This is a genomic window from uncultured Roseobacter sp., from assembly GCF_947499265.1.
In the GTDB taxonomy this organism is placed as follows: Bacteria; Pseudomonadota; Alphaproteobacteria; order Rhodobacterales; family Rhodobacteraceae; genus Roseobacter.
Map to the genome: position 1 here is coordinate 177,456 of NZ_CANMNK010000002.1, position 23,662 is coordinate 201,117.

The window sequence follows — 23,662 nt, forward strand, 5'->3', positions numbered from 1 at the left end:
TTGAACAAGGCCGTTCCCTGAAAAGGGGGCGGCTTTCTTTATGTCAAGACGGCCACAAGAACCATAAGAACGGCAACTTCGGAAAGCTGTTGCACGGCGCCCAGAACATCACCAGTCTGCCCGCCTATTTTCGCGCGCGCCAACAGGCCCATGGCGGCGGCGGTCAACAGCGCCACCAGCAAACACAGGATCGCAATGCCACCTAGGCTCGCCCCCGCGAGGGCCAGGGCCAAGCCCAATCCGGCGATCACCGAGACCTCGCCCGGGCGACCGACGCTATGTGACAGGCCGGTGTCGCGCGCATGAGGCAAAGCGACCATCAGGCAGGGCATCACACTGCGCGAGAGCACGGCCACGGCAACAACCGGCCAAACGCCCAGTGGCAGCAAGAATGCATAGGCGACCCACCGCAGACCGGTCACCACGATCAAGGCAAGCAGGCCATAGGTACCGAGGTGGCTGTCTTTCATGATCGCCAAGCGCCGCTGTGCGTCGAACCCGCCCCAGAAACCATCGGCGGTATCGGCCAGCCCGTCCTCATGCATCCCGCCGGTTGACAGCATGAGGACGGCGAGAAGACCCCCCGCGGCAAGACCCGCAGGGAGCCCCAGACCCATCAGCGCAAACCCAAAGCCACCCGCAATCAGGCCCAGAACGGCGCCAGTGATCGAATAGGCCCACACCGCGCGTGCCGCGCGCTCATAGGCGCCTTCGTGCAGCTGCGGAAGCGGCAGGCGGCTGAGCAGGCTGCCCGCGACCAGCATATCCAGAACCCAAAAGGGTAATCTGTCGGTTTTCATGACATTACATGCCGTTTCTTGCCTTGTGAGTGTCTCAGCATTGGGTAATGAGGTGCAAAGAATGATGCAACCGAGGTGACCCGATGACAGCAGCTTTTTCCGATTTGGCAGGGTTCAGGAACCTCCTCGCAACGCAGCCTGCCAGGGACACAGCGGCCATCGCAGCAGCAGGCGCGCGCAACGGGCAATTGACCAAACCGCCCGCAGCCCTGGGCCGCCTCGAGGATCTTGCGATCTGGTATGCCGGGTGGCGCGGCACGGATCGCCCGACGGTTGCCGCGCCGCAGGTCATCGTTTTTGCCGGCAACCATGGGGTCGCGGCGCAGGGCGTGTCTGCCTTCCCATCGGAGGTGACCGCGCAGATGGTGCTGAATTTCGAGCACGGCGGGGCGGCGATCAACCAGTTGGCGCGCACCTTCGGGGCGAAACTCGATGTTCATGCCTTGTCATTGGACCGGCCCACGGCCGATTTCACACAAGGCCCGGCAATGCGCGAAGATGAGCTCTGCGAGGCTCTGCTGGCGGGTTGGAACGCGGTTGATGAGACCACGGATGTGCTGGTCACGGGCGAAATGGGGATCGGGAATACGACCTCTGCGGCAGCACTGGCCACAGCGCTTTTTGGCGGGGATGCGGGCGCCTGGACGGGGCGCGGCACCGGCGTGGATGATGAGGGTCTGGCGACGAAGACCCGCGTGGTTGCAGAAGGCGTGGCGCGACACGGCGGCAAAGGCGACGGGCTGGAAAAGCTGCGCCGTCTGGGCGGGCGTGAGCTGGCGGGCATGGTGGGCGCGATTGCGCGGGCGCGTAGCTTGCGTATCCCGGTGCTGTTGGATGGGTTCATTTGCTGTGCCGCAGCGGCCTGTCTGGAAAAGACGGTGGCGGGTTCTCTGGATCACTGCGTTGCCAGTCACCTGAGCGCCGAAGGCGCGCATGGCCCGATGTTGAAGGCCCTGGGCAAAGAACCGTTGCTGTCACTTGGCCTGCGTCTGGGGGAGGCCTCCGGTGCGGCGCTGTCCCTTGGGGTTTTGAAGGCTGCTGTGGCCTGTCTGAGCGGTATGGCAACCTTTGCCGAAGCTGGCGTTTCCGACAGCTGAACGCAGACATCGAAACCCCGATCTACTGTCAGGGTTTCGCGGCCTCACATCACGCGCTCTTTTTCTCGCTGTCGCGGCTGAGGAAGGCGGTTTCCAGCTCTTTCTGCAGCTCTTTGGCGCGGGCCAGGTAGGCCGCGTTCTGGCTGGCGGGAATATCCGGATCCCAGAGCTGCGCCAATTCCTGCACCGAATATCGGTCATGGTGGTAGAAGATGCGCTCGGCCTCCGCCGCCTCGTAATCGCTGAGCCCCATGTTTTCGAGCACGTAGCGCCCGGCGCGCAGGGAGCTGTCAAAGAGCTCGCGCACGATGTCATCGGCCCCCGCCTGATATAGCCTGTAAACATGGGTGCGGTCCCGCGCACGGGCAACGATATGCAGATCCGGGCGCAGTTTCCGGGCGTATCGGACCAGCTTTATCGCGGCCTCCTTGTCATCGAGCGCCACCACCAGCACGCGCGCCGCGTCCAGACCCGCAGCGCGTAGAATGTCAGGGCGCGTGGGATCGCCCAAAAACCCCTTAAAGCCAAAGCGCCGCATCACCGCGATCGTTTCCATGTCGTGATCCAGCACAACCGTATTGAACCCGTTGGCTTGCACCAGCCGGTTCACGATCTGCCCGAAGCGACCGATACCGGCGATGATCACCGGGCCTTCTTCGTCGATCTCGTCGTCTGGGTGTTGTTCCTGCGTGTCCTGCATCCGTTTCGAGAGGAAATCGTAGAGGATGAACAGCAAGGGTGTGATCAGCATGGAGATGGAGATCACCAGCAACAGCGTTTCGGCAACCCCCCTCGGAATGACGCCCTGCACGACGGAGAAGGACACCAGCACAAATCCGAACTCACCCGCCTGCGCCAGCGCGAGCGTGAAAAGCCAATGGTCCTTGCCCTTGAGCTTGAAGGCGCGCCCGAGGAAAAACAGGATCAGGCCCTTGATGAGGATCACCAGCAGCGCCATCGCGACGATGCCCGCCACGTTGTCGAACAGCAGGGTGAAATTGATGCCCGCGCCCACGGTGATGAAAAAGAGACCCAGCAACAGCCCCTTGAAGGGTTCAAGGTCGGTTTCCAACTCGTGACGGAACTCTGAACTGGCCAGCACCACCCCGGCCAGAAATGCGCCAAGCGCCGGGGACAGCCCCACCAGTGTCATCAGAAACGAAATGCCCACGACGATGAGCAGGGCCAGCGCCGTATACATTTCGCGCAGCCGGGCGGAGTGGATGTAGCGAAAGAGCGGTCGGGTCAGAAACACACCCGCCAGTACAACCGCAGCAATGGCTGCGAGGGTGACCAGCGTGACCCCCCATCCCGGCAGACCTTCGACCAGCGACAGGCTGTGGTGCGCCTTGTCGTGGGCTTCTTCGCCGGCGCGCTGGATCGAGCCGTCTGTGTTGAGTTGCGCAGGGACAGCCGCCACCAGCAGCGGCAGGAAGGCGAGGATCGGGATAACCGCGATGTCCTGCGTCAGCAGTACCGAGAACACGGATCGTCCGCCGCTCGTTTGCATCAGGCCCTTTTCCGACAGGGTTTGCAGAACGATGGCCGTAGAACTCAGCGACAGCGCCAACCCGATTGCCAGCGCCACGCCCCAGGGTTGGTGGTAGGCCATCGCGATGCCCATGATTGCCAGCGTGCTGAGCCCGATTTGCAGACCCCCCAGGCCAATAAGGCGGTGGCGCATGTCCCATAATGTGCGGGGCTCGAGCTCCAGCCCGATGAGAAACAGCATCATCACAACGCCGAATTCGGCAAAGTGCTGCAGGTCTTCGGTTTCGGCGCCCACAAGCCCCAGAACCGGGCCGATGATGATCCCGGCGGCAAGGTAGCCCAGCACCGATCCCAACCCCAGCCGCGCCGCAATCGGCACCGCGATGACCGCAGCGGCAAGGTAGATGGACGCTTGGAACAGGAAACTTTCCATGAATGCGGGTTCTCCTCGCAGGCGATCAGGTGGGCAGGGGCCCGTCGGATTTCAGTTGGTCCATGACAATCTGGCTGTGGACGCGTGCCACAGCTGGATGCGGCAGCAAGACTTCGTGGATAAGCGCGTTTAACGCTGGTAAATCGGCACAGTAAACCCTCAAAAGATAGTCCGCATCTCCGGTCAATGTCCACGCACTCGTAATTTCCGGGCGGGTGTCGACCAGGCGCGCAAAGCTCTTTGACTGATCGGGTCCATGCGTACCCAGGTGAACCTGCACGAACCCTTGAACATGCAGCCCCAACCGTGCGGGATCAAGCCTGGCGACATAGGCGCGGATGTAGCCGTCGTTTTCCAGACGCTGGCGTCTGCGCCCGGCCTGGCTCGGGGAAAGGTTGAGACGTTCGCCCAGCTGCTGCGCGGTCAGATGCGCATTCTTTTGCAGGGCTTCCAGAAGGCGGGTATCGACGTCATCCAGCATCATGCGTCCTTTTTCCACGTTTCACGTTTATTGTGCGCGCAATCCGCATGAATAGCCAATGCTTTGACCGAAGTTGCGCGAATTTCACAGTGAATAGGATGTATTTTGCCGTAAAACCGTGCGTTTCGCGCGTGATTCCACTCATTTCAGGAGTTTTCTCATGGGACCTTTCCCGCATGACGCACCAAAGTCCACGATCACAGCCGAAAACCCGGCAGGGACCGATGGATTTGAGTTTGTGGAGTTTGCCCACCCCGACCCACAGGAATTGCGCGACCTCTTTGCGCGCATGGGCTATGCGCATGTGGCCAACCATAAGACCAAGCAGATCGAGCTTTGGCAGCAGGGTGACATCACCTATGTGCTGAATGCAGACCCTGAGAGTTTTGCTGCACGGTTTGTCGAAGAGCACGGGCCCTGCGCGCCCTCCATGGGCTGGCGTGTCGTGGATGCCCAGCACGCTTTTGACCATGCGGTGGCGAAGGGCGCCACGCCCTATGAGGGTGAGGGCAAAGCGCTAGATGTGCCGGCGATTGTCGGCATTGGCGGATCGCTGCTTTATTTTGTCGATCAGTATTACGACACCAGCCCGTATAACGCGGAATTCGACTGGATTGCGCAATCCAAACCTGCCGGGGTCGGTTTCTATTATCTCGATCACCTGACCCACAACGTGCACAGGGGCAACATGGACATCTGGTTCAAGTTCTATGGCGACCTGTTCAACTTTCGCGAAATTCGGTTCTTTGACATCGAGGGCAAGTTCAGCGGTCTGCTGAGCCGTGCGCTGACCTCTCCCTGCGGGCGCATTCGCATTCCGATCAATGAAGACCGGGGTGAGACCGGGCAGATTGTATCCTATCTGAAAAAATACAAGGGCGAGGGCATTCAACATATCGCCGTGGGCTCCAGCGACATTTACGACAGCACCGATGAGATCGCCGCGCGTGGGCTGAAATTCATGCCCGGCCCCCCTGAAACCTATTACGCGCTCAGCAAGGACCGGGTTGTCGGGCATGATGAGCCGATTGACCGGATGAAAAAACACGGCATTCTGATCGATGGCGAAGGGGTTGTGGACGGTGGCGAGACCAAGATCCTCCTGCAGATCTTCTCAAAAACCGTGATCGGGCCGATCTTTTTCGAATTCATCCAGCGCAAGGGCGATGATGGGTTCGGCGAAGGCAACTTCAAGGCGCTCTTCGAGAGTATTGAGCAAGAGCAGATCGATAGCGGGGAACTGGCCGCGGAGTAAGCTGTTTGGGCGTTCAGTCGCCCAGCGGGGGATCAGGATTTGGGACGTTTTCGGGTGTGTCCTGGGGCGCTCCCCTGACGGGTCAGCCCTTGGGCATTTTCAAAACGATGTTCCGACCGCTTTTCTGATACCGTAGCTCACCCTCACCAATGGCCGAGATACGCCCACCATCGATGCGGTCACCGACCTCGACCTTTTTGTAGCGCCCGTTTGCGAGACGCACCAGGGCGCGCCGCTGGGAGGGCGTGCCATAAACGCCAATCAGATTGACCTTCCGCAGATTGATTGCGTTGCGCACGGTGGCCTCGCGGGCCACGGAGGCGCTTGAGGGGATGTTGGGTGTGATGGCGCGTGGTGCAATCGATGCGGTGGCAACCGAAGCTGCAGCGGCGGCGGCTTCTTGGGAGCGCTGAACGATCTGGTTGAAATTGCTCGGGCGTGCGTCGGGACGCAGGGTCGCGGCCAGGGCCAACCGGCTGTTGCTGGCGGCAATGCCCTGCGTATCCGGGTCCGACAACAGCGCGGCACTGCCCTCCAGCGGAACGAGGCTCGCTGAGGCGACGGTGGTTTCGGGTGACGGCGGCGTTGGCCGCGCGGGGGGCCGAATTTCCGCCAGTTCCGAGCGTGTAAGGCCGTCCAGTGTTGCGCGCTCCGTTGTCTCCACAATGTCGGCTGGGCGCAGACGCGGGCGGAAGGCGGCAAGCTCCGTCTGCACCGGGCTCAGCTCTTCCGTGGCTTCGGGGCCACCGCGTTCGGGCAGCGAGGTGGGGCGGACAGGCGGGGCACCGGCGAAGATTTTGATGCCATCGGGCGAGAGCGCGCCCTCGCTGGATCCGACAACAAGCCCGCGATCATCCAATGCAAATTTTGTCCCTGCAGCGGCGGGTGAATTGGGGGCGTCCAGCGCGACATCGCGATTGAGCTCTTCCACCGATGGCAGGGCAACGGCGTCGAACGCGGGCTCAATCGGATCGATGCTGGTCACATAAAGGTCTTCGATATCAACCAGCGGCGGGGGCCTCGGAACATCTGGCGCGATGGGCCAGATCCCGGTGACCGCATATTGCGCGCGCAGATCATCAGTGGTCGTCGGTTGCGGCCGTGCGCTGTCGTCTTGTGCGAGCGGTGTGCGCAACGCATCAAGCACGGCGGCATCTTCATCCGTCAGGTTCGGGTTGAGCGAGGTGAATTCGGTTTCGTCGAGCCGGGTAGGGGCCGGATCAGCTTCCGATACATCCGATTGTGGAATGGGCGGAGAGACCTGGATGGCCGTGGTATCGACATCGGCACGGGATGTGCGGTCAAAAAGACCCGCGATGCTTTCCGGCATCTTGCCAGATGCAAAAGCGCCCACCCCGACGAGAATAACCAGAAGTGCAACCGTCAGAACAAGAGCTGTATAGCGCGGCGCTTGTTTGCGTGGCATCTGCGCGCGGGCCCCGAACACGGTCATGCGTTCGGCTTCATCCGTGACGGGCTTGGGTTTTACCGGTGCAACGACATTCAGTTTTGGAACGCGCACCGAACGGGGTTTGGGCGTGTAGGGCGCTGCCGCCGATTCCGCAAAACCACGCGCTGCTACGGCTGGCTCCGGCTTTTGCACGAAGGTCGGGCGCGGTGGCGCGATGGGTTGCCGCCTGCTGGAGAACGTTGGCGGGGGCGGCGGCACATCGATGGGTGGCACCTGGGGCGCCGCGACATCTGCGGAGATATCACTGTTCTTGCGCAGGTTTTCGAGCGCGTCACCCAACCGGTTTCGGGGCTCGGTTACGGTGTCATCGGTCCAATCGGTCACATGCGCAGCGTCAGCGGCTGTCGTCTCCGCTGCGGCAGGCTCCACGACGGGGCCTTCGGGCACGGTCACGTCACCGATGACGACAATGGCTACGCCATCCGGCTCCACGCTTTGGCCGCTCTCCAGCAAGGTGCGCGCCGCTTTTGACGGCCCAAAGTAAGGTTCGCCAAGAAAGGGGTTGTGATCCGGGATCGCCACGAAACTGACGGGATGAAACCTGTGCTCCTCCGCAAAGGTCTCGGCTTCGTCCAGCGTTTCCTGTGCGACAGCCGCGACATGGGTGCGATCACCGTCTTGAGAGATGTCGAACGCCAGATCGTCGACCGCATAGGGCGTTGCCCCCTCAAGGGCCGCCCGCGCGGCATCTCGGCAGGCGGCGATGTCCATATCCGGTGTGTCGATGCTCAGATAACGGATCTGCCCATTGGGAATGACAAGCTTGCAGCGCACCCCGTCCGGCGCCAGCGACGACGCCGTTTTGCGCAGCATCGCGAGCTCGGAAATCAGCTCTTTTGCCTCTGGCGAAACTTCGCCGACCAGTCGCCACCCGCCCGCTGCGCGATGCAGCAACCGAATGCTCTCAGCGGATAAAGACAACGCGAAGTTTGGTTTCATGTCGTGGGTTTACCAGCCGATTGCGAAGTTGCACAGAACGTTGATGACATTTGAGATCATACAGCAGGTCTTTGCCGAGGAAAAGTGAACCATGTCTTAACGGCTTGCTCTTGCAGGAGCGGGAGTGTCAGGTAAATGGAATGTATGGAGGATAACGATGAGACATGTTTTTAAGCTTGTGATGATCTTGTGCCTGGTGGCAGGCAGCGCTTTTGCCGAAGATCTGCGCGTGATCACCACGACCGGACAGGGCGCCGTTGAGGCCGCCCCGGATATGGCGACCATTCGCCTCGGCGTGACCCAAGAGGCGAAAGAGGCCGCCGCCGCCATGGCAGCGACATCTGAAGGCGTCGCAGCCGTGTTGAGCCGGTTGTCGGAGGCGGGGATCGCGCCGCGCGACATGCAAACCAACAATATTTCGCTGCAACCGGTCTGGTCAGGGCGGGGATCGAACAGCGACACGCCAGCAAAGATCACTGGGTTTGTGGCCAGCAACACTCTGACCGTGCGGGTGCGCGATCTGGCGGCGCTTGGTGGCATCCTGGATCTGGTTGTCAGTGATGGCGCCAATACGTTCAACGGCCTGTCATTTGGTTTGCAGGAGCCGAAACCGGTCGCAGATGCGGCCCGGGCCGAGGCGGTGCGCGACGCGATAGATCGCGCTCAGCAGTTGGCGGATGCCGCAGGTGTCGTTTTGGGCCCCATTCAATCGATCAACGAACATGGCGGCATGCCACGCCCGAAGATGATGGAGATGGCGGCCGCCCGTCAGATGGACGCACCGGTGGCTGCGGGAGAGTTGACCGTGACGGCTTCGGTCAACATCGTCTTTGCCATCGCTGAATAGCTTCTCTTAGAACTGGAAAAAGGGGCGCCGTCGGAGCGCCCCTTTTCCATGTTCAGCTTGTGGCTTTGGCCAAGGCCTGATCCAGATCGGCAATCAGATCATCGGCGTTCTCCGTGCCGATGGAAATGCGCACCACACCGGGGCCGGCCCCTGCGGCCTCCTGCTGTTCAGCGGTCAGCTGTCGGTGGGTGGTGGAGGCAGAGTGGATCACCAGGCTGCGGGTGTCGCCGAGGTTGGCCACATGGCTGAAGATTTCCAGCGCGTTGACGAATTTCACGCAAGCCTCATAGCCGCCCTTGATCGCGAAGGTGAAGAGCCCGCCCGCACCTTTGGGGCAGATCTTCTTGACCCGGTCATGGTAGGGCGACGACTTCAAACCGGCGTAGGTCACGTAGTCCACGCGGGGATCTTTCTCCAGCCAGCCCGCCACCGTTTCGGCGTTCTCCACATGACGCTCCATGCGCAATGACAATGTTTCCGTGCCCATCAGCGTGTAATGCGCGGCCTGCGGGTTCATCGTCATGCCGAGGTCTCGCAGCCCTATGGCGATGGAGTGGAAGGTGAAGGCGAGGGGGCCAAAGGTCTCGTGGAACTTCAGCCCGTGATAGGCAGGCTCCGGCTGGCTGAGCGAGGGGAACTTGTCATTCGCGGACCAGTCGAATTTGCCTGAATCCACCACGCAGCCGCCGGTCACAGTGCCATTGCCGGTCAGGTATTTGGTGGTGGAATGCACGACCAGCGTCGCGCCATGTTCAATCGGGCGGCAGAGGTAGGGCGTGGCGGAGGTATTGTCGACGATCAGCGGAATGCCCGCGGCATCGGAGATTTTCGAGATCGCGTCGAGATCGGTGATATAGCCGCCCGGATTGGCGATGGCTTCGCAGAACACCGCCCGCGTGTCGTCGTTGATCGCCGCTTTGACCGCGTCCAGATCGTCGAAATCAACGAAAGTGGCTTCCCAGCCAAACCGTTTGATCGTGTGCGAGAATTGCGTGACCGTGCCACCATAAAGCCGGGTAGAAACCACGATGTTCTTGCCCGGCATCATCAGTGGGAAAAGCGCCATGATCTGGGCGGCGTGGCCCGAGGAACAGCAGGCCGCTCCAACGCCCCCTTCGAGGGTGGCGATCCGTTCCTGCAGCACGGCGACCGTCGGGTTGGTCAGGCGTGAATAGATGAACCCGACTTCCTGCAGATTAAACAGCGCCGCCGCATGATCCGCATCGCGGAATACGTAGGCTGTGGTCTGGTAGATCGGCGTCTGGCGGGCACCGGTTGCCGGGTCGGGGCGCGCGCCTGCGTGAATTTGCAGGGTGTCAAAGCCATAGCTGGGGCCGTCTGTCATGGGGTTCCTCCTGAGGACTTATTTGCCCATATCGTTAGGCGAAGGGGGCAGAGCATACAAGGGCGGCTGCTCTGCCCCCGTCTGTCAGCGCATCCAGAAGCCCGCGGATTTGATCCGGTTCCGGATCGCAGCTTCGCGGCGCGGCAGGTTGTCCTGATCGAAGAGCGCGCGCACCTTCGCGCCGCGCCCCTGATAGACGTTACGCTTGATCGGCTCATGCGCCTTGAGCAGCTTTTTGAGTTTATTGGGGGCCGCGACCTCTTCCAGGACCTTGATCACGTGGTCGCTTTCGCGGGCATAGAGCAGCGGGAACATGCGGTAGTGGCAACTCACGGTGCCGTCCAGCAATCCAGCGGGTAGGGTGTCACGCCCGCCGCCAAGCGCATGAATGACAAGGGGCAGGGCGATCTGATCCAGCCAGGGGTGCAATTCCTGTGCGCAAAGCGCCTGTGGCGGGTCGTTTCGGATCGCCACGGCATAGTCGCGAAACAGATCACCAAAGACACGCGGGCATTCGTAGAAGAAGAACCCGGCGTTGAAATAGAGGTAGCGCTTCCAGTATTCGTCGGGTTGATCGGGGTCGAGCGAGCTTTCGAAATCCAGCCCGAACTTGTCATAGAGAGACCGCCACAGATCGGAATAGCCCGGCCCATAGAGTTCGGGTTTGGGCCAGGTGCCTTCGCGCCGAAGCGATGCCGTGGGGCGGGCGAAATCAAAAGGCACCTGCGTCAGATCGCTGGTGATCAGGGTGTCGGTGTCGAAAAAGACAAAAGGCTCTTCGGGGGGAAGCGCTGCGAGCATTTCGATCTTGTTGCCATAGGGGTACTCAGCGCCAAAGTGAACGCTGTCAAAGGGCAGCACTTCCGCCCCAAGTGCCGCGAACATCTCGCGCGCACCATGATCAGAGATACGCGGGTCATCTGGCCAGAGCGGACCTGGTTGCGGCTCAGCGATCAGCAACCGACCACTAAAATCCGGGCTGCACTGGCGCAGGGAGGCTGCAAACAGCAAGGCCTCATAAGTCAGCCGCCCTTTTTGCGCGACGACAACCACATTGAAGTCAGTCTTCCCGGTTTCAGCCGATCTGGCCATAAATGCCTGTCCCTTTGAGGGTCTTTTGCGAAACTATAGGCGCAAGGGCGGCGGGACTAAAGCAATTTGCGCAGTCAGATTGGAAGGTCGGCTGCGATGCTTCGGATGGGTCCCTGAATGATCCATTTTCGCCTGTCGCTGCGCACGCCTTCCAGGGTCAGGAACGAACGTGTCCGGGATTGCCGACGAAGCGGATGCAAGCCGGAAAACCCACAAGTCAATTGGTACTGCGGGCAGGTTGCGGCTAGCTGTTTCCGGTGCCGAACTTCATTGTTTGTGCTCAAAGCTTGCGTTGCGAGACAACTTAACTGTCTGAGGCGCATTGCGGGTGCCATTTTGCGAATGGGATATTTTGTCTCAAAACACTCAAAATAGCGCGGTTGCGAAGAGGAAAATGCCAATGTTCTTGCTTCTTTATTGACAGGAATGTTTCATTTTTGGTCTGTTTAAACCACCACCGGTCGCATCGCGAACATGACCGCAAAAAACCGAAAATGATCCAACTGGAACCTTCTGTGACAAAGCCTCAGCAATCGCTCGAAGAAAGCAATCTGTACGTCTATGACTTTGAGCGGTCGGATGAAAAACGCGGCAAGCCCCAGAAGTATTCCCACCGCAGCACGTTCACGCAATTGCTGACGGAAACCGAGGCGTTGCCCGATTCCCTGAAATCGACCGAATGTCTTTTCCTGGCGGCCAAACTGGTGGAAGAAGCGGCGTATACGCTTGCGTCTGAAAAACCACATGGGGAGGTTCTTCAACTCATGTTGATGGCCGCGCGGATTGAGAAAGAGGTCGAACGGATTTCTGGTATTCGTTGACGGCGCAGAGTTTGGCCCTCTCGACGTGCTCTTCCGATGCCTCAAGAAACCGCAGTTTCTGATGACCGGCGCATAGGTCAGTCACTTCGCATCCAATTGTTCGCAATACCGCTTCAATACCCTTTGATCTTTTAAAGCGTTTCCGAGAGACGACTAAAAATATTGAGGGGTTCCCTTAGTGTTATGTTTCTTTAACATGTCCTTGGGATGGTGCACGAGTAGGGGTGGTTTCTGTGGAAAGATGGCTCGCTAAGAAGGTTGAATTGCGTATCCTGTTGGGCGCAGTTCTTTTGATGCTGCTTTTGACTTGGGTGTTTGGCTGGTTGGTCTACAACCGTTTGTCCGGTGGAGAACGCTTCGGGTCGGCATCTTCCGCCGCTGTGCTGATCGTATCGGCACCGAAAACGGCCCCAAAAATCCTCAGCGGTGACCTGAAACTCGATGATCACGAAGTGCGGGCGAATTTTGATGAAGCGGGCGGGTTCACTTTCTTTCGTGAACCGGAAGCGCCGCAATATGTCCTTGTCAGTCGGTACGATGGCGACATTCGCTGGAGCATTGTGGAACTCTATCGCGAGGGTGAGAGCGATCCCATCCATGTGTGGAAATTCGACCGGCCTGAGGAATTCGCATTTGCGTCGGAAAATCGCTTTGCGGTGTCCCCGAAGCCGCGCAAGTCGCACCTCCTGCGGACAGTGCACCCTCAGCTGATGCCGGACGGCTCGCTCGTCGTCCACTCACATTATTCGGGCCTTTACCGGGTCGACGCCTGCAGCAAACCGATCTGGACGAATGCCGAGTTTGGCTTTCATCACAGCGTCGAAATTTCACCCGAAGGTGACATCTGGACGCCGGGCACCGTGTCGCCGGAAATCGAAGGCTATGGCTGGAACGAGAAAACATACGATGATCACATCGTGAAGGTCTCACCAGAGGGAGAGGTGCTCTACGCCAAATCCGTGCTGCAAATGCTGATTGATGCGGACCTCATCAATCTGATTTACGACTATGACTTTACCGTGCAGGACCCCATCCACCTGAATGACATCGAACCGGTTCGCGCAGACGGAGAGATCGCAAAGCGCGGAGACGTGTTTCTGAGCCTGGGACATTTGAATATGGTCCTATTGTTCCGGCCGGCCACCGACGAGATTATCTGGTATTCGCAGGACCTGATGATGCACCAGCACGATGTCGACCCGCTGGGCCCTGACAGCATCTCCGTCTACGACAACCGACGCAAAACGGATGCGGATGGCAAGCCGTTTGTCCTGGGCTTGAACGAGCTCCTGCGTTTCGATTTGCCCGGCAATAAAGCGGAGCAATTCTTTCTGGATGAAATGAGTTCGATGGACATTCGGACGTTTAATCAGGGTCTTTCGGATGCGATCGCAGGGTCCGGACGCATGGTGGAAGAAACCTCCCGGGGCCGGTTGATCAAGTTTGGTGAAGATGGTGCACCGGATTGGGTGTTTTTGAACCGGTCAGAGAATGATCGTTTATGGGTAATGAACTGGTCGCGTTACTTACCCAAGGCCGTTGGCGATGTCGCGGTTGAGGCTTTGGCCGCGACTAGGTGCTGATCTGCGCGACAGATCGCTTTTCCAGCTTACCCAGCCAAAAGGTGGTGCAAAGTTGCAAGCTCGCTCCTCTTTGCCTCGCGCAAACGCGGCGGAAAATCACCTGACATCTTCAATGAGATCATAATGCTGGGTGTTGCTGGAACCGCCACTCTTTCCATAGGCGTTCAGAAATGCTCAGTTTCATTGCATAGAAGTCGCGGTGTCTCACTTAGCGGCCAGTCGCAATGCTTCGCCGGGCGGGTTAGAGTGCCGAGGTTATCTGAAGAAACGAAACACCCATTCGGGACCATATAAAAGGGCAATTGCAATGCCTTTGAGGGCAGTTCGATCCTTACTCAGTGTCGCAGCCAAGCGCTTTTAGATGGGCCGTGAACTTATTCATCATATGGGTCTTCATAAGCTGTCCGAGCCGGGGTGCGTCGCGATTGCGCAGTTGATCCATCATCTGGTTATGCTCGTCGATTGCTTCGGACCAGCGTTCGTCAGAGAGGTTGACCATGAACCGGGTTCGGCTGACACGAGCGGCGAGCCTGCGGTGATGCGCTTTTAGAACGTCGTTCTCGGCCCCTTCGATCAGGGCATTGTGAATGTCCTGATTGGCCTGAAAATACGCCGTTCGATCCCTTGCCTCATAGGCTCGGACCATCGCGTTATGGCGCTTTTCAATACTTGCGATGCCGTCTTCACTCAAACGTTCACAAGCCAGTTCACCCGCCAATTGCTCAAGCACCGCAATCACTGGAAAGGTGTTTTCAAGTTCTTCGCGCGTGACCCGGGCAATGCGCGCACCACGGTTGGGCAGAAGCACGACCAGCCCTTCCGAGGCCAGCACCTTGAGCGCTTCGCGTAACGGTGTTCGCGACACACCAAAGGTCTTGCACAGCTCCTTTTCCGGCACCTTTTCATCGGGCTTCAGAACGTCCTCGATGACGAGATTGCGCAGCCGTTCCACCAATTCTTCATGTAAGGTGGCGCGTTTGATGCTGCTGGTCAGATTCATATCGTCCTCCTACCCGGCCAGAACCATGTCCAATACATGCGCCACGTGATGTGCGCGCCTGGGGGTCCCGTCCGCAATCTGATGACGGCAAGATGTGCCGTCCGCCACAATCAGCGCCTCCGCCGGCATCGCATCGAGTGCCGGGAAAAGGTCAAGTTGCGCCATCTTGAGGGACACGTCAATTGTATCCGACGCATATCCAAACGCCCCGGCCATGCCGCAGCAGCTCGATTCGATCATATGCACCTGGGCGTCCGGAATGCGGCCCAGCAGCGCGAGCATGGGCGATACCGCGTCATGCGCCTTTTGGTGGCAATGGCCATGTACGTAGATTGGGCGGCCAAGTGGCTTGAACGGCAGTTCGGTGTGCTGCATCAGAAACTCTTCAAAGGTGCAGGTGGCTTCGGCCAATGCGTCAGCCTCTTGGCCGGGACAGAGCGCAAGAAATTCATCGCGCAGGGTCAGGATCGAGGAGGGCTCCAGACCCACCACCTTGACCCCGCGGGCAACGGCGTTCCGGGTGGCGGCGATGAGACGCTGCGCCTCTGCCCGTGCCGCATCCACTGCCCCCACCGCAAGCAGCGTTCGCCCGCAATCCAACGCGCGGCCCGACCCATCCTGTGCGACGGCAACGCGCATTCCGGCAGCGCGCAAAACCCGCAGAGCGGCGCGCAGGTTCTCAGGCTCGAAGTAGCGGTTGAAGACATCGGCAAAGAGTAGAACGTCGGGTGTCTCGTCCTGTGCCTCAGTGTCGCGAAATGGTTTGGTCGACCAGACGGGCAGGTTGCGGCGGTGAGAGATGCCGGTCAGGCCTTCGGTCAGTCTGCGCAGAGCGCCGATCTTATTGCGCAGGTTCATCAAGAACGCCACTTTCGCCGCGTAGGGCGCATAGCGGGGCAGGTTCCCAACAAACCTGTCTGCAACCGTCAGCCCGTTTTTCTGGCGCTGTGCGGCGAGCACTTCGATCTTCATGCGGGCCATATCGACGCCTGTGGGGCATTCGCGGCGGCAGCCCTTGCAGGACACACAATACTTCATCGTGTCCGCCATGGCGTCGGAGGTCAGCCCGCCCGGCATTTGGCCGGAGATCGCAAACCGCAGCGTATTGGCCCGCCCTCGCGTCGTGTCGCGCTCATTTCTGGTGGCCCGGAAGGAGGGGCACATGACGCCCCCCTTGAGCTTGCGACAGGCGCCGTTGTTGTTGCACATCTCGACCGCGCCCTGAAATCCCCCGGCGGCACCGGGCCAGGCCGACCAGTCCAGCGCGGTCTCGAATTCCGGCACATCATACTCGGGGCCATATCGGAACACGCGCCGGTCATCCATCGCCGGGGCATGGACGATCTTGCCGGGGTTCATCAGGCCGCCCGGATCAAAGCGGGATTTCACTTCTTCAAAAGCACTTACGATGCGTGGCCCAAACATCTTTTCATGAAACTCGGATCGGACGATCCCGTCGCCATGCTCGCCCGAATGAGACCCCTTGTAGCGTTTCACCAGATCGAAAGCCTCTTCGGCGATCGACCGCATCGTTTTGACATCCTGGTCCTGACGCATGTTCAGCACGGGGCGCACATGCAGACAGCCGACCGAAGCATGGGCGTACCAGGTCCCTTTGGTGCCGTGGCGCGTGAATATCTCGGTGAGCCTGCGCGTGTATTCCGGCAGATCAGGCAGTGCAACCGCGCAATCTTCGACGAAGGAAATGGGTTTGCCCGCCTCCTTCATGGACATCATCACGTTCAATCCCGATTTCCGATATTCCGCGATGGCGCTCTGCAAGGCGTTGTCCGTGATCGGTACAACACCCCCCCATCTGTCTTTCTGCCCGCTGAAGGTGTAGCCGAGACTGCCCATCATCTCGGCCAGCTCTGCCAGCTTGGCGGCGTTGGTCTCAGCACTGCCTTCGGCGAACTCGACGAGCAAAAGCGCCTCGGGCGCGCCTTCCACAAAGGCTTCAATCGTTTTGCGAAAGAGCGGGATGTCACGCCCCAGTGCGATCATCGTGTCGTCGATGAGCTCAACCGCTTGTGGATTTAGGGTCACCAGATGCTGCGCGGCCTCCATCGCGGCATAGAAGGTTGGGAAATGGCAGACCCCCGTCACCTTTTCGCCGGGTAGATGCGCGAGGCTCAGCTCCAGTTCCGTGAAATAGGCGAGCGTTCCCTCTGAGCCCACAAGCAGATGCGCCATGTTCACTTCATTGCCGGTCAGCGCGTCGATGTTATAGCCGCCAACGCGGCGCTGCACCTTGGGAAAACGCGTGTCGATTTCATCTGCCTCGCGATGTCCCAGGGCGCGCATGTCCGCCACCAGATCGGCGTAGGGCCCGGGCGCAGGTTCGGACCCGTTGAAATGTGCTTCGGTGCCGTCGGGCAGGATGCCGGTGATCGCTTGGACGTTGTCGCGCATGATGCCGTAGCGCAACGATTTGCCACCCGAAGAGTTGTTTGCGGCCATGCCCCCCAAAGTGCAGCGTGAGGCCGTGGAGGGGTCGACCGGAAACCACAATCCGTGCGGTTTGAGCGCGCGGTTCAGCTCATCCAGCACCAGCCCCGGCTCCACCCTTGCCCGAAGCGTGTCCGTATCAATATCCAGAATTCGGTTCAGGTGTCGGGTGTTGTCGAGCACCACGGCGCGGTTCACGGTTTGCCCGCATTGTGAGGTGCCGCCGCCGCGCGGCAGGATCGGCACTTCTTCTTCGCGCGCGACGCTCATGGCCGCCCGAATATCGTCCTTTGACCGGGGGATGACCACGGCTTCGGGAATCATCTGGTAGATCGAGGCATCAGTCGCATAGCGCCCGCGGGAGGCGAGGTCAGACATGACCTGACCTTCAACAGCGCCGGTCAGCTTGTTGAAAAGACGGGCATTCTCACGCATGAGCGACGACTTCTCCTCGCGTTTTTTGCGCAGGTCTATTGACGCAAAATTTAGTGTTGACTGAATTATGAATTCATAATTACGCTTTAGCAACTAGTAAATGCGCCCGTGCCGAGGCGCACGCCGGAGGAGTTTTCAATGCGTCAGGCTGGCAGACATTTCTTGCAAATCCCGGGTCCCAGCGCGGTGCCCGACCGCATCCTCAAAGCGATTGGCCAGCAGACCATCGATCATCGTGGTCCGGATTTCGCCGAGGTGGGCAAGAAAGCTCTCGACGGCATGAAATCCATCTTCAAAACCGAGCAGCATGTTTTCATCTTTCCGTCTTCCGGCACCGGCGCATGGGAGGCCGCTCTGGTCAACACGCTGTCGCCTGGCGACAAGGTCTTGATGTTTGAGACCGGGCATTTTGCGGCCATGTGGAACAAAATGGCGGGCAAGATCGGGCTGGAGCCTGAATTGCTGGAAGGGGATTGGCGCGGCGGGGCAGAGCCTGATCGGATCGAAAAGCGCCTGCGTGAAGACGTGACGCATGAGATCAAGGCCGTCTGCGTGGTGCATAACGAAACCTCTACCGGATCGGTGTCACCCATTGCGGAAGTGCGCAAGGCCATCGATGCCGCCGGGCATCCCGCCCTCTTGATGGTCGATTCGATCTCTGGCCTGGCATCGATTGATTTCCGCTTTGACGCTTGGGGCGTGGATGTATGTGTGTCGGGGTCTCAGAAGGGGCTGATGCTGCCGCCCGGCCTGAGTTTCAACGCGGTGAGCGAAAAGGCTCTGGAGCATTCGAAATCCGTGACGATGCCGCGCAGCTATTGGGACTGGCAGGACATGGTTACGCCGAACCAGACCGGGTATTTCCCGTACACCCCCGGCACCAATCTGCTCTATGGCCTGAACGAGGCGATTGACATGCTGCATGAGGAGGGCATCGACAATGTCTTTGCCCGCCACGCCCGCCATGGTGCGGCGACGCGGGCGGCGGTCCGCGCCTGGGGGCTTGAGGTCTTATGCGCCCGGCAGGGCGAGGAATCCGGTGTGCTGACCGCGGTCATGATGCCGGAAGGACATTCCGCGGACGCTTTCCGTGCCACCACGCTCAAGCACTATGACATCTCGCTGGGCAATGGGCTGTCGAAAGTCGCCGACAAGGTCTTTCGCATCGGTCATCTGGGGGATTTCAACGATCTGATGCTGATGGCCACGCTCAGCGGTGTGGAGATGGGGTTTGCCAAAGCCGGTGTCCCTCACCAATCGGGCGGCGTGCAATCGGCGATGGACTATCTCAAGGAGACAACAGACGAGCGGGTCGCCGCTGAATAGCCCCCGGAACGGGGCATCAAAGGGAGGAAGAACCATGAAATTGAGAGCAACCATTCTTGCGAGTGTTGCGGCAATTGCGATGCCGCTTGCCGCCACTGCGGCAGATTTGACCCTGCGCTTTGGTCATGTCGGCAACCCCGGATCGCTGTTTGAAGCGTCGGCGGATGCTTTTGCCGAATGTGCCAATGGCAAGCTGGGGGAGAAGGCGGAGGTTCAGACCTTTGGCGCAAGCCAGCTTGGCAAGGACAGGGAACTGCTGCAAAAGCTGAAGCTGGGCCAGGTGGACTTCTCACTGCCGTCGTCCGTCATGTCATCCGTGGCCCCTGAGTTCGGTGTCTTTGAGATGCCCTATATCGTGCAGGATCGCGACCATATGCGGCGCATTCAGGCAGAACTGGGTGACGTCTTTCAGGACGCGGCCCTGCGCGAGGGATATCGGATCATCGGTTATTTCGAGAATGGTTTCCGCCACATCACGAACAACACGCGCCCGATCAACACACCCGAGGACCTTCAGGGTATCAAGCTGCGGACCCCCAATGGGGAATGGCGCGTGAAGATGTTCCAGCTTTACGGCGCGAACCCGACGCCGATGGCCTTCTCCGAAGTGTTCACAGCGCTGCAGACCAAAGTCATCGACGGGCAGGAAAACCCCTACGCTCAGATCGCCTCCGCCAAGTTCCAGGAAGTGCAGGAATATCTGTCGATCACGGGCCATGTTTACACACCGGGATATGTTCTAGTGGCCGAGAACCAGTGGCAGCGTCTGCCGGAAGATGTGCGCGCGGAACTTGAGGCCTGCGGTGCAGAAACCCAGGACTTTGTTTACGAGCACGCAGCAAAGCTCGAAACCGAGCTGTTGCAGGTGATCAAAGACGCAGGTGTCGCGGTCAATGAGGCGGATAATCAGGCGTTCATCGAGGCCTCGGCGGCCATCTATGAGGAGTTCGCCAGCACCGTCGAGGGGGGCGCGGACCTGATCGAGCGCATCCAGAAGCTCGCTTCGGGGTCCTGACCTGAACAAAGCAGAAGGCCCACCAGTGGCCTTCTGCCGACCTTTGGCCAGACGGCCCAAAACAGCCATTTTGTAGATCATCGGGCGCGACACCCGGCAGGGACAAGGTTATGCTCAATTCACTGCGCAGGTTCTTCGAGGTGGTCCTCGAATACTTCGTCATTTTTCTGATGGTCATCCTGACGGTGATTGTCGTCGTGGCCGTGATCTACCGGCTGCTGGGCTCCAGCCTCGCCTGGTACGATGAAGTCGCGGCAATCCTGCTGGCCTGGATAACCTACTACGGCTCTGCGCTGGCCGCGCTGCGCCGCCGCCATATCGGCTTTGACAGTGTGCTGCTGTCGATCCCGATGCCGACACGGATGTGGGCGGTTGCCTTGGCCGAGGCGATCACCGCAGGATTCTTCGTTCTGCTGGCCTGGGCCGGGTATGTCGTGATGACCATCCTTGGGGGCATGTCGCTGGTGTCCCTGACCTGGGTGCCCGTTAGTTTCACCCAATCGGTGATCCCCGTCGGCGCCGTCTTGTTCCTGATCTGTCAGGCGCTCAGCCTGCCGGATTATTGGCGCAACACAGCGCGCGGCGTCTCCCTCGAACATGCCGAGATCGAGGAAGAGGTCGAAGCTGAAATGAAGAAAGCGGGGAACACCTGATGCTGATGCTGGCGATCTTCATCGCAATGGTGGCGATGATCTGTCTGAACGTGCCGATTGGTGTGGCGTTGGCCGTGTCCGCGATTGGCGGTCTCGTTGCTTTGGAAGGCACCGGATCGCTCGTGAATGTGGCGCTGGATATGTACAGCGGCGCAACCAAGTTTTCACTGATCGCCATACCCATGTTTGTCTTGGCCGGTGCGATCATGAACGCAGGCGGCATCACCGACCGCCTGATCAATTTCGTTGCGGCACTCATCGGTTTCATTCGCGGTGGCCTTGCGCATGTGAACATCGGCGTGTCGCTGTTCTTTGCGGAAATCTCTGGCTCAGCCGTGGCGGATGTGGCGGCGATGGGCTCCGTGATGATCCCGCAGATGAAGAAACGCGGATATTCCGGTGCCTTTTCAGCTGCGGTCACATCGTCTTCAGCCTCGCTCGCGATCATCATCCCACCCTCGATCCCGATGATCCTCTATGCGACCTCGGCCAACGTGTCGGTGGAGCAGCTCTTTGTCGCCGGTATCGTGCCTGGCTTGATGGGGGCGGCGGGTCTCATGGGCGTCGCCTATTACTTCGCCTGCCGCTATGATCTGCCCCGAGAGGAGGCGTTCTCTGGCCGCAGACTATGGGTGGCCTTTGTCGACGCGCTGCCCACCTTCGCGCTGCCGGTCATCATTCTGGGCGGCATTTTCGGCGGCTACGTCACCGCAACAGAAGCCGCAGGGCTGGCCGTGCTTGCTGCGATTGCAATCAGCCTGTGGTACCGGCAAGTGGATCTCAGGCACCTGCAACGGTCCATGCTGGACGGGGGCATGCAGACGGCTGTGGTGATGTTGTTGGTCGCCGCCTCCGTGGTCATGGGGGGCTTTCTGACACGGGCGCAATACCCGCAGGAATTGGCGGCGGGTATTCTCAGCATCACCGAAAACAAATGGCTTATCCTGCTGATCCTGAACTTCTTCTTTCTGGTGATCGGGTTCTTTCTGCACTCTGCCGCGGCCATCATCCTTGTCGTGCCCATTGTCATTCCGCTGATCGATGCCGTGGGGATCAATCCGATCCACTTCGGCCTCGTGGTCACGCTCAACCTTGCCATCGGTCAGCAGACACCACCCGTCGCCAGCGTGCTGATAACCGCCTGTGCCGTGGCGCGCGCCAATATCTGGGATGTGACGAAGGTCAATATCTACTTCATCGCAGTGCTGCTGACCGTGCTGCTCATGTGCACCTACATTCCGTCTATCCCGCTGTTCCTAGTAGATTATTTCTACAACTGACGCCGCTAAGCTGTGCGTTTTCCAAATGCAGGCACTCGCCCGGGCAGACGGCATTGCGGGCGTTACCGCATTTCAGGGAAAACCCGCGCATAGACGGATTTCAGATGTGCTGACATGGCCTTTTTGGCGCGCCGCGCATCGCCGGTTTCGATGGCGGCAACGATACTCTCGTGCTGCTCAAAGCTGCAATAGTCTTTCGCCGGGCCGGGGGTCGTTCTGGTTTGCTTCCAGACCATGCCGCGCCGAACCACATTCAACGTTTCAAAGAAATAGAGATAAAGCTTGTTGTGCGCCGCGCGTGCGATCGCAAGGTGCAGGTTCGTGTCCCACGCTTCATAGCCGCGCCAGTCTGCGGCCTGTGTGCAACCGGTGGCGCAGTCTCTGATCCGCACCAGATCTGACTTGTTTGCGTTTTCCGCTGCCAGCCGGGCCAATTCAGGTTCAATGGAATGGCGAACGGTTACGATCTGTTCCGCGGACACCAATTCACTCAGATACGCGACCTCTTCGAGGTTCAAAACGGGACGCGGCCCAACGAATGTCCCCCGCCCGACATGGCGCCAGATCAACCCGTTTTTCTCTAGTGACGCCAGTGCTGTACGCATCTGATGACGCGTCACGTCGAAGGCCTGGCAAAGCTCTCGCTCCGGGGGCAAGCGGTCGCTGAGCCCGTATTTCTGGGCAACGATCATCTTGCGCAATTGGTCCGCAAGCGCGTTTGTTTCAGACACAATCAATCACCCAATCACTGAATTGGTTGATTGAAATGTAGTCAACCTAAGCTCTTATTGGAAGTAACGATATCTGTCCGGCTGAGAAAATCGGCACTGGCGCGGCGTTTTGGCGGAGCCCATCGCAACAGCCAGCCCGCATGTTTCCAGGACAGTCATTGGTTACTAAGGGGGGAGGATCGGATGAGACTTGCAACTGTTTCGACAGCGGAAGGCCCATTGGCGGTTACGCTGCTGAACAATGAGGCAGCATTGAACATCGCAAAGGCGGCAAAGAACCTCCCCGGTGTCGCTGGCGAGATCCTGCGCGCGGGCACCATCCAGGCGATTGTCGATAGAAGTTCGGAGGCGTTGCCCGCTCTGCAAGAGATCACAAAAAAGGCCAACAGCGGCGGGCACGCCGACGCCACTTTTGATCCGCGCGGATCATTTCTCGCCCCCATTCCCCACCCCCGCAAAAACGTCTTTTGCGTGGGGCGCAATTATGCGGAACACATCGCAGAAGGCGAGCGCGCGCAGAACACCAAGATCGGCGTCACGGATCACCCGGTGTATTTTACGAAACCCGCCACGGCGGTGGTCGGGCACGAAGGTGACGTGCTGCTCTTTCCCTCCGTCTCCGAGGCCATCGATTACGAGGTCGAATTGGCCGTGGTGATTGGCAAGGCGGGGCGGAACATCCCGAAGGACAGCGCTTACGACCACGTCTTTGGATACACGATCCTCAACGACATCACGGCGCGCGACGTCCAGCGGCGGCATGGGGGGCAGTATTTCAAGGGGAAAGGTCTGGACGGGTCTTGCCCCATCGGTCCCTGGATCGTGACCGCAGATGAGATCGAAGACCCCCACAACATCGCCATCCGTCTGACCGTGAACGGTGATATGCGTCAGGACGGCCAGACCCGCGATATGATTTTCGACATCCCGACGCTGATTGCCTCGCTGTCGGAGGGTCTGACGCTGGAGCCGGGCGACATCCTTGCAACGGGCACCCCGTCGGGCGTGGGTTATGCCATGGACCCACCGCAATTCCTGAAGGCGGGCGATACCGTCGTCTGCGACATCCCGAAAATTGGACAGCTCAAGAATACGGTCCGCTTGGCATAATCGGGCTCA

19 protein-coding genes are annotated in these 23,662 nt (G+C 59.6%); 10 read left to right on the top strand and 9 right to left on the bottom strand.

Translation table 11 applies throughout. The features are described 5' to 3' along the window. Nucleotides 1–38: 38 nt before the first annotated feature. Nucleotides 39–800: an adenosylcobinamide-GDP ribazoletransferase gene (gene cobS, locus Q1A63_RS05555; RefSeq protein ID WP_298970078.1), complete on the bottom strand. Its 762-nt coding sequence runs from the start codon at nucleotides 798–800 to the stop codon at nucleotides 39–41. An 83-nt stretch (nucleotides 801–883) separates the two neighbouring features. Here cobS and cobT point away from each other — a divergent pair, with 83 nt between their 5' ends. Next, the gene (gene cobT / locus Q1A63_RS05560; RefSeq protein WP_298970076.1) at nucleotides 884–1,897 is read left to right on the top strand and encodes a nicotinate-nucleotide--dimethylbenzimidazole phosphoribosyltransferase; all 1,014 of its coding nucleotides are present in this window, start codon (nucleotides 884–886) and stop codon (nucleotides 1,895–1,897) included. A 49-nt stretch (nucleotides 1,898–1,946) separates the two neighbouring features. On the opposite strand, the gene Q1A63_RS05565 is transcribed toward cobT, so the two are convergent. Continuing rightward, nucleotides 1,947–3,821: a monovalent cation:proton antiporter-2 (CPA2) family protein gene (locus Q1A63_RS05565; protein ID WP_298970074.1), complete on the bottom strand. Its 1,875-nt coding sequence runs from the start codon at nucleotides 3,819–3,821 to the stop codon at nucleotides 1,947–1,949. A 25-nt stretch (nucleotides 3,822–3,846) separates the two neighbouring features. Further along, nucleotides 3,847–4,302, bottom strand: a complete 456-nt coding sequence (locus Q1A63_RS05570; protein ID WP_298970490.1) for an Lrp/AsnC family transcriptional regulator — start codon at nucleotides 4,300–4,302, stop codon at nucleotides 3,847–3,849. A gap of 160 nt (nucleotides 4,303–4,462) precedes the next feature. Between Q1A63_RS05570 and hppD the strand changes: the two genes are divergently transcribed. Then, on the top strand, nucleotides 4,463–5,557 hold the full coding sequence (gene hppD, locus Q1A63_RS05575) for a 4-hydroxyphenylpyruvate dioxygenase (RefSeq protein ID WP_298970071.1): 1,095 nt from the start codon (nucleotides 4,463–4,465) through the stop codon (nucleotides 5,555–5,557). An 82-nt stretch (nucleotides 5,558–5,639) separates the two neighbouring features. On the opposite strand, the gene Q1A63_RS05580 is transcribed toward hppD, so the two are convergent. After that, nucleotides 5,640–7,967: a hypothetical protein gene (locus Q1A63_RS05580; protein ID WP_298970069.1), complete on the bottom strand. Its 2,328-nt coding sequence runs from the start codon at nucleotides 7,965–7,967 to the stop codon at nucleotides 5,640–5,642. 157 nt (nucleotides 7,968–8,124) lie between these two features. Here Q1A63_RS05580 and Q1A63_RS05585 point away from each other — a divergent pair, with 157 nt between their 5' ends. Further along, nucleotides 8,125–8,814 (top strand): SIMPL domain-containing protein, encoded by a 690-nt coding sequence (locus Q1A63_RS05585; protein WP_299630984.1) that lies wholly within the window; start codon nucleotides 8,125–8,127, stop codon nucleotides 8,812–8,814. Nucleotides 8,815–8,866: 52 nt separating this feature from the next. On the opposite strand, the gene Q1A63_RS05590 is transcribed toward Q1A63_RS05585, so the two are convergent. Together Q1A63_RS05590 and Q1A63_RS05595 are read right to left on the bottom strand one after the other, a co-directional pair. Next, nucleotides 8,867–10,159 (bottom strand): O-acetylhomoserine aminocarboxypropyltransferase/cysteine synthase family protein, encoded by a 1,293-nt coding sequence (locus Q1A63_RS05590; protein WP_298970065.1) that lies wholly within the window; start codon nucleotides 10,157–10,159, stop codon nucleotides 8,867–8,869. An 84-nt stretch (nucleotides 10,160–10,243) separates the two neighbouring features. Then, nucleotides 10,244–11,251 (bottom strand): hypothetical protein, encoded by a 1,008-nt coding sequence (locus tag Q1A63_RS05595; RefSeq protein WP_298970063.1) that lies wholly within the window; start codon nucleotides 11,249–11,251, stop codon nucleotides 10,244–10,246. Between the two features lie 515 nt (nucleotides 11,252–11,766). Between Q1A63_RS05595 and Q1A63_RS05600 the strand changes: the two genes are divergently transcribed. Both Q1A63_RS05600 and Q1A63_RS05605 read left to right on the top strand, forming a co-directional pair. Further along, nucleotides 11,767–12,072 carry a hypothetical protein gene (locus Q1A63_RS05600; protein ID WP_299630985.1) on the top strand — a complete coding sequence of 102 codons (306 nt, stop codon included), beginning with the start codon at nucleotides 11,767–11,769 and terminating at the stop codon, nucleotides 12,070–12,072. 293 nt (nucleotides 12,073–12,365) lie between these two features. Then, a complete protein-coding gene (locus Q1A63_RS05605) occupies nucleotides 12,366–13,655 on the top strand; it encodes an arylsulfotransferase family protein (RefSeq protein ID WP_298970059.1) in 1,290 nt (429 codons plus the stop codon). 331 nt (nucleotides 13,656–13,986) lie between these two features. Here Q1A63_RS05605 and Q1A63_RS05610 read toward each other — a convergent pair whose 3' ends face one another. Together Q1A63_RS05610 and Q1A63_RS05615 are read right to left on the bottom strand one after the other, a co-directional pair. Continuing rightward, a complete protein-coding gene (locus tag Q1A63_RS05610) occupies nucleotides 13,987–14,655 on the bottom strand; it encodes a GntR family transcriptional regulator (protein ID WP_298970057.1) in 669 nt (222 codons plus the stop codon). Nucleotides 14,656–14,664: 9 nt separating this feature from the next. Then, complete coding sequence (locus Q1A63_RS05615) at nucleotides 14,665–17,538, bottom strand: FAD-binding oxidoreductase (protein WP_298970055.1); 2,874 nt, start codon at nucleotides 17,536–17,538, stop codon at nucleotides 14,665–14,667. A gap of 138 nt (nucleotides 17,539–17,676) precedes the next feature. On the opposite strand from Q1A63_RS05615, the gene Q1A63_RS05620 reads away from it, so the two are divergent. The 4 genes from Q1A63_RS05620 (at nucleotide 17,677) to Q1A63_RS05635 (ending at nucleotide 21,812) form a co-directional block, all read left to right on the top strand. Continuing rightward, entirely contained in the window at nucleotides 17,677–18,864 is a 1,188-nt protein-coding gene (locus tag Q1A63_RS05620) for an aminotransferase class V-fold PLP-dependent enzyme (RefSeq protein ID WP_298970053.1), read from the top strand. Nucleotides 18,865–18,898: 34 nt separating this feature from the next. Then, nucleotides 18,899–19,879 carry a TRAP transporter substrate-binding protein gene (locus tag Q1A63_RS05625; RefSeq protein ID WP_298970052.1) on the top strand — a complete coding sequence of 327 codons (981 nt, stop codon included), beginning with the start codon at nucleotides 18,899–18,901 and terminating at the stop codon, nucleotides 19,877–19,879. A gap of 110 nt (nucleotides 19,880–19,989) precedes the next feature. Continuing rightward, entirely contained in the window at nucleotides 19,990–20,532 is a 543-nt protein-coding gene (locus Q1A63_RS05630; protein WP_298970051.1) for a TRAP transporter small permease subunit, read from the top strand. Then, nucleotides 20,532–21,812: a TRAP transporter large permease gene (locus Q1A63_RS05635; RefSeq protein WP_298970050.1), complete on the top strand. Its 1,281-nt coding sequence runs from the start codon at nucleotides 20,532–20,534 to the stop codon at nucleotides 21,810–21,812. Before Q1A63_RS05630 ends, Q1A63_RS05635 begins: the two co-directional genes overlap by 1 nt. Before the next feature lie 62 nt (nucleotides 21,813–21,874). On the opposite strand, the gene Q1A63_RS05640 is transcribed toward Q1A63_RS05635, so the two are convergent. Continuing rightward, nucleotides 21,875–22,543 carry a FadR/GntR family transcriptional regulator gene (locus tag Q1A63_RS05640; RefSeq protein ID WP_298970049.1) on the bottom strand — a complete coding sequence of 223 codons (669 nt, stop codon included), beginning with the start codon at nucleotides 22,541–22,543 and terminating at the stop codon, nucleotides 21,875–21,877. 183 nt (nucleotides 22,544–22,726) lie between these two features. Between Q1A63_RS05640 and Q1A63_RS05645 the strand changes: the two genes are divergently transcribed. Then, complete coding sequence (locus Q1A63_RS05645) at nucleotides 22,727–23,653, top strand: fumarylacetoacetate hydrolase family protein (protein ID WP_298970048.1); 927 nt, start codon at nucleotides 22,727–22,729, stop codon at nucleotides 23,651–23,653. Nucleotides 23,654–23,662: the final 9 nt, after the last annotated feature.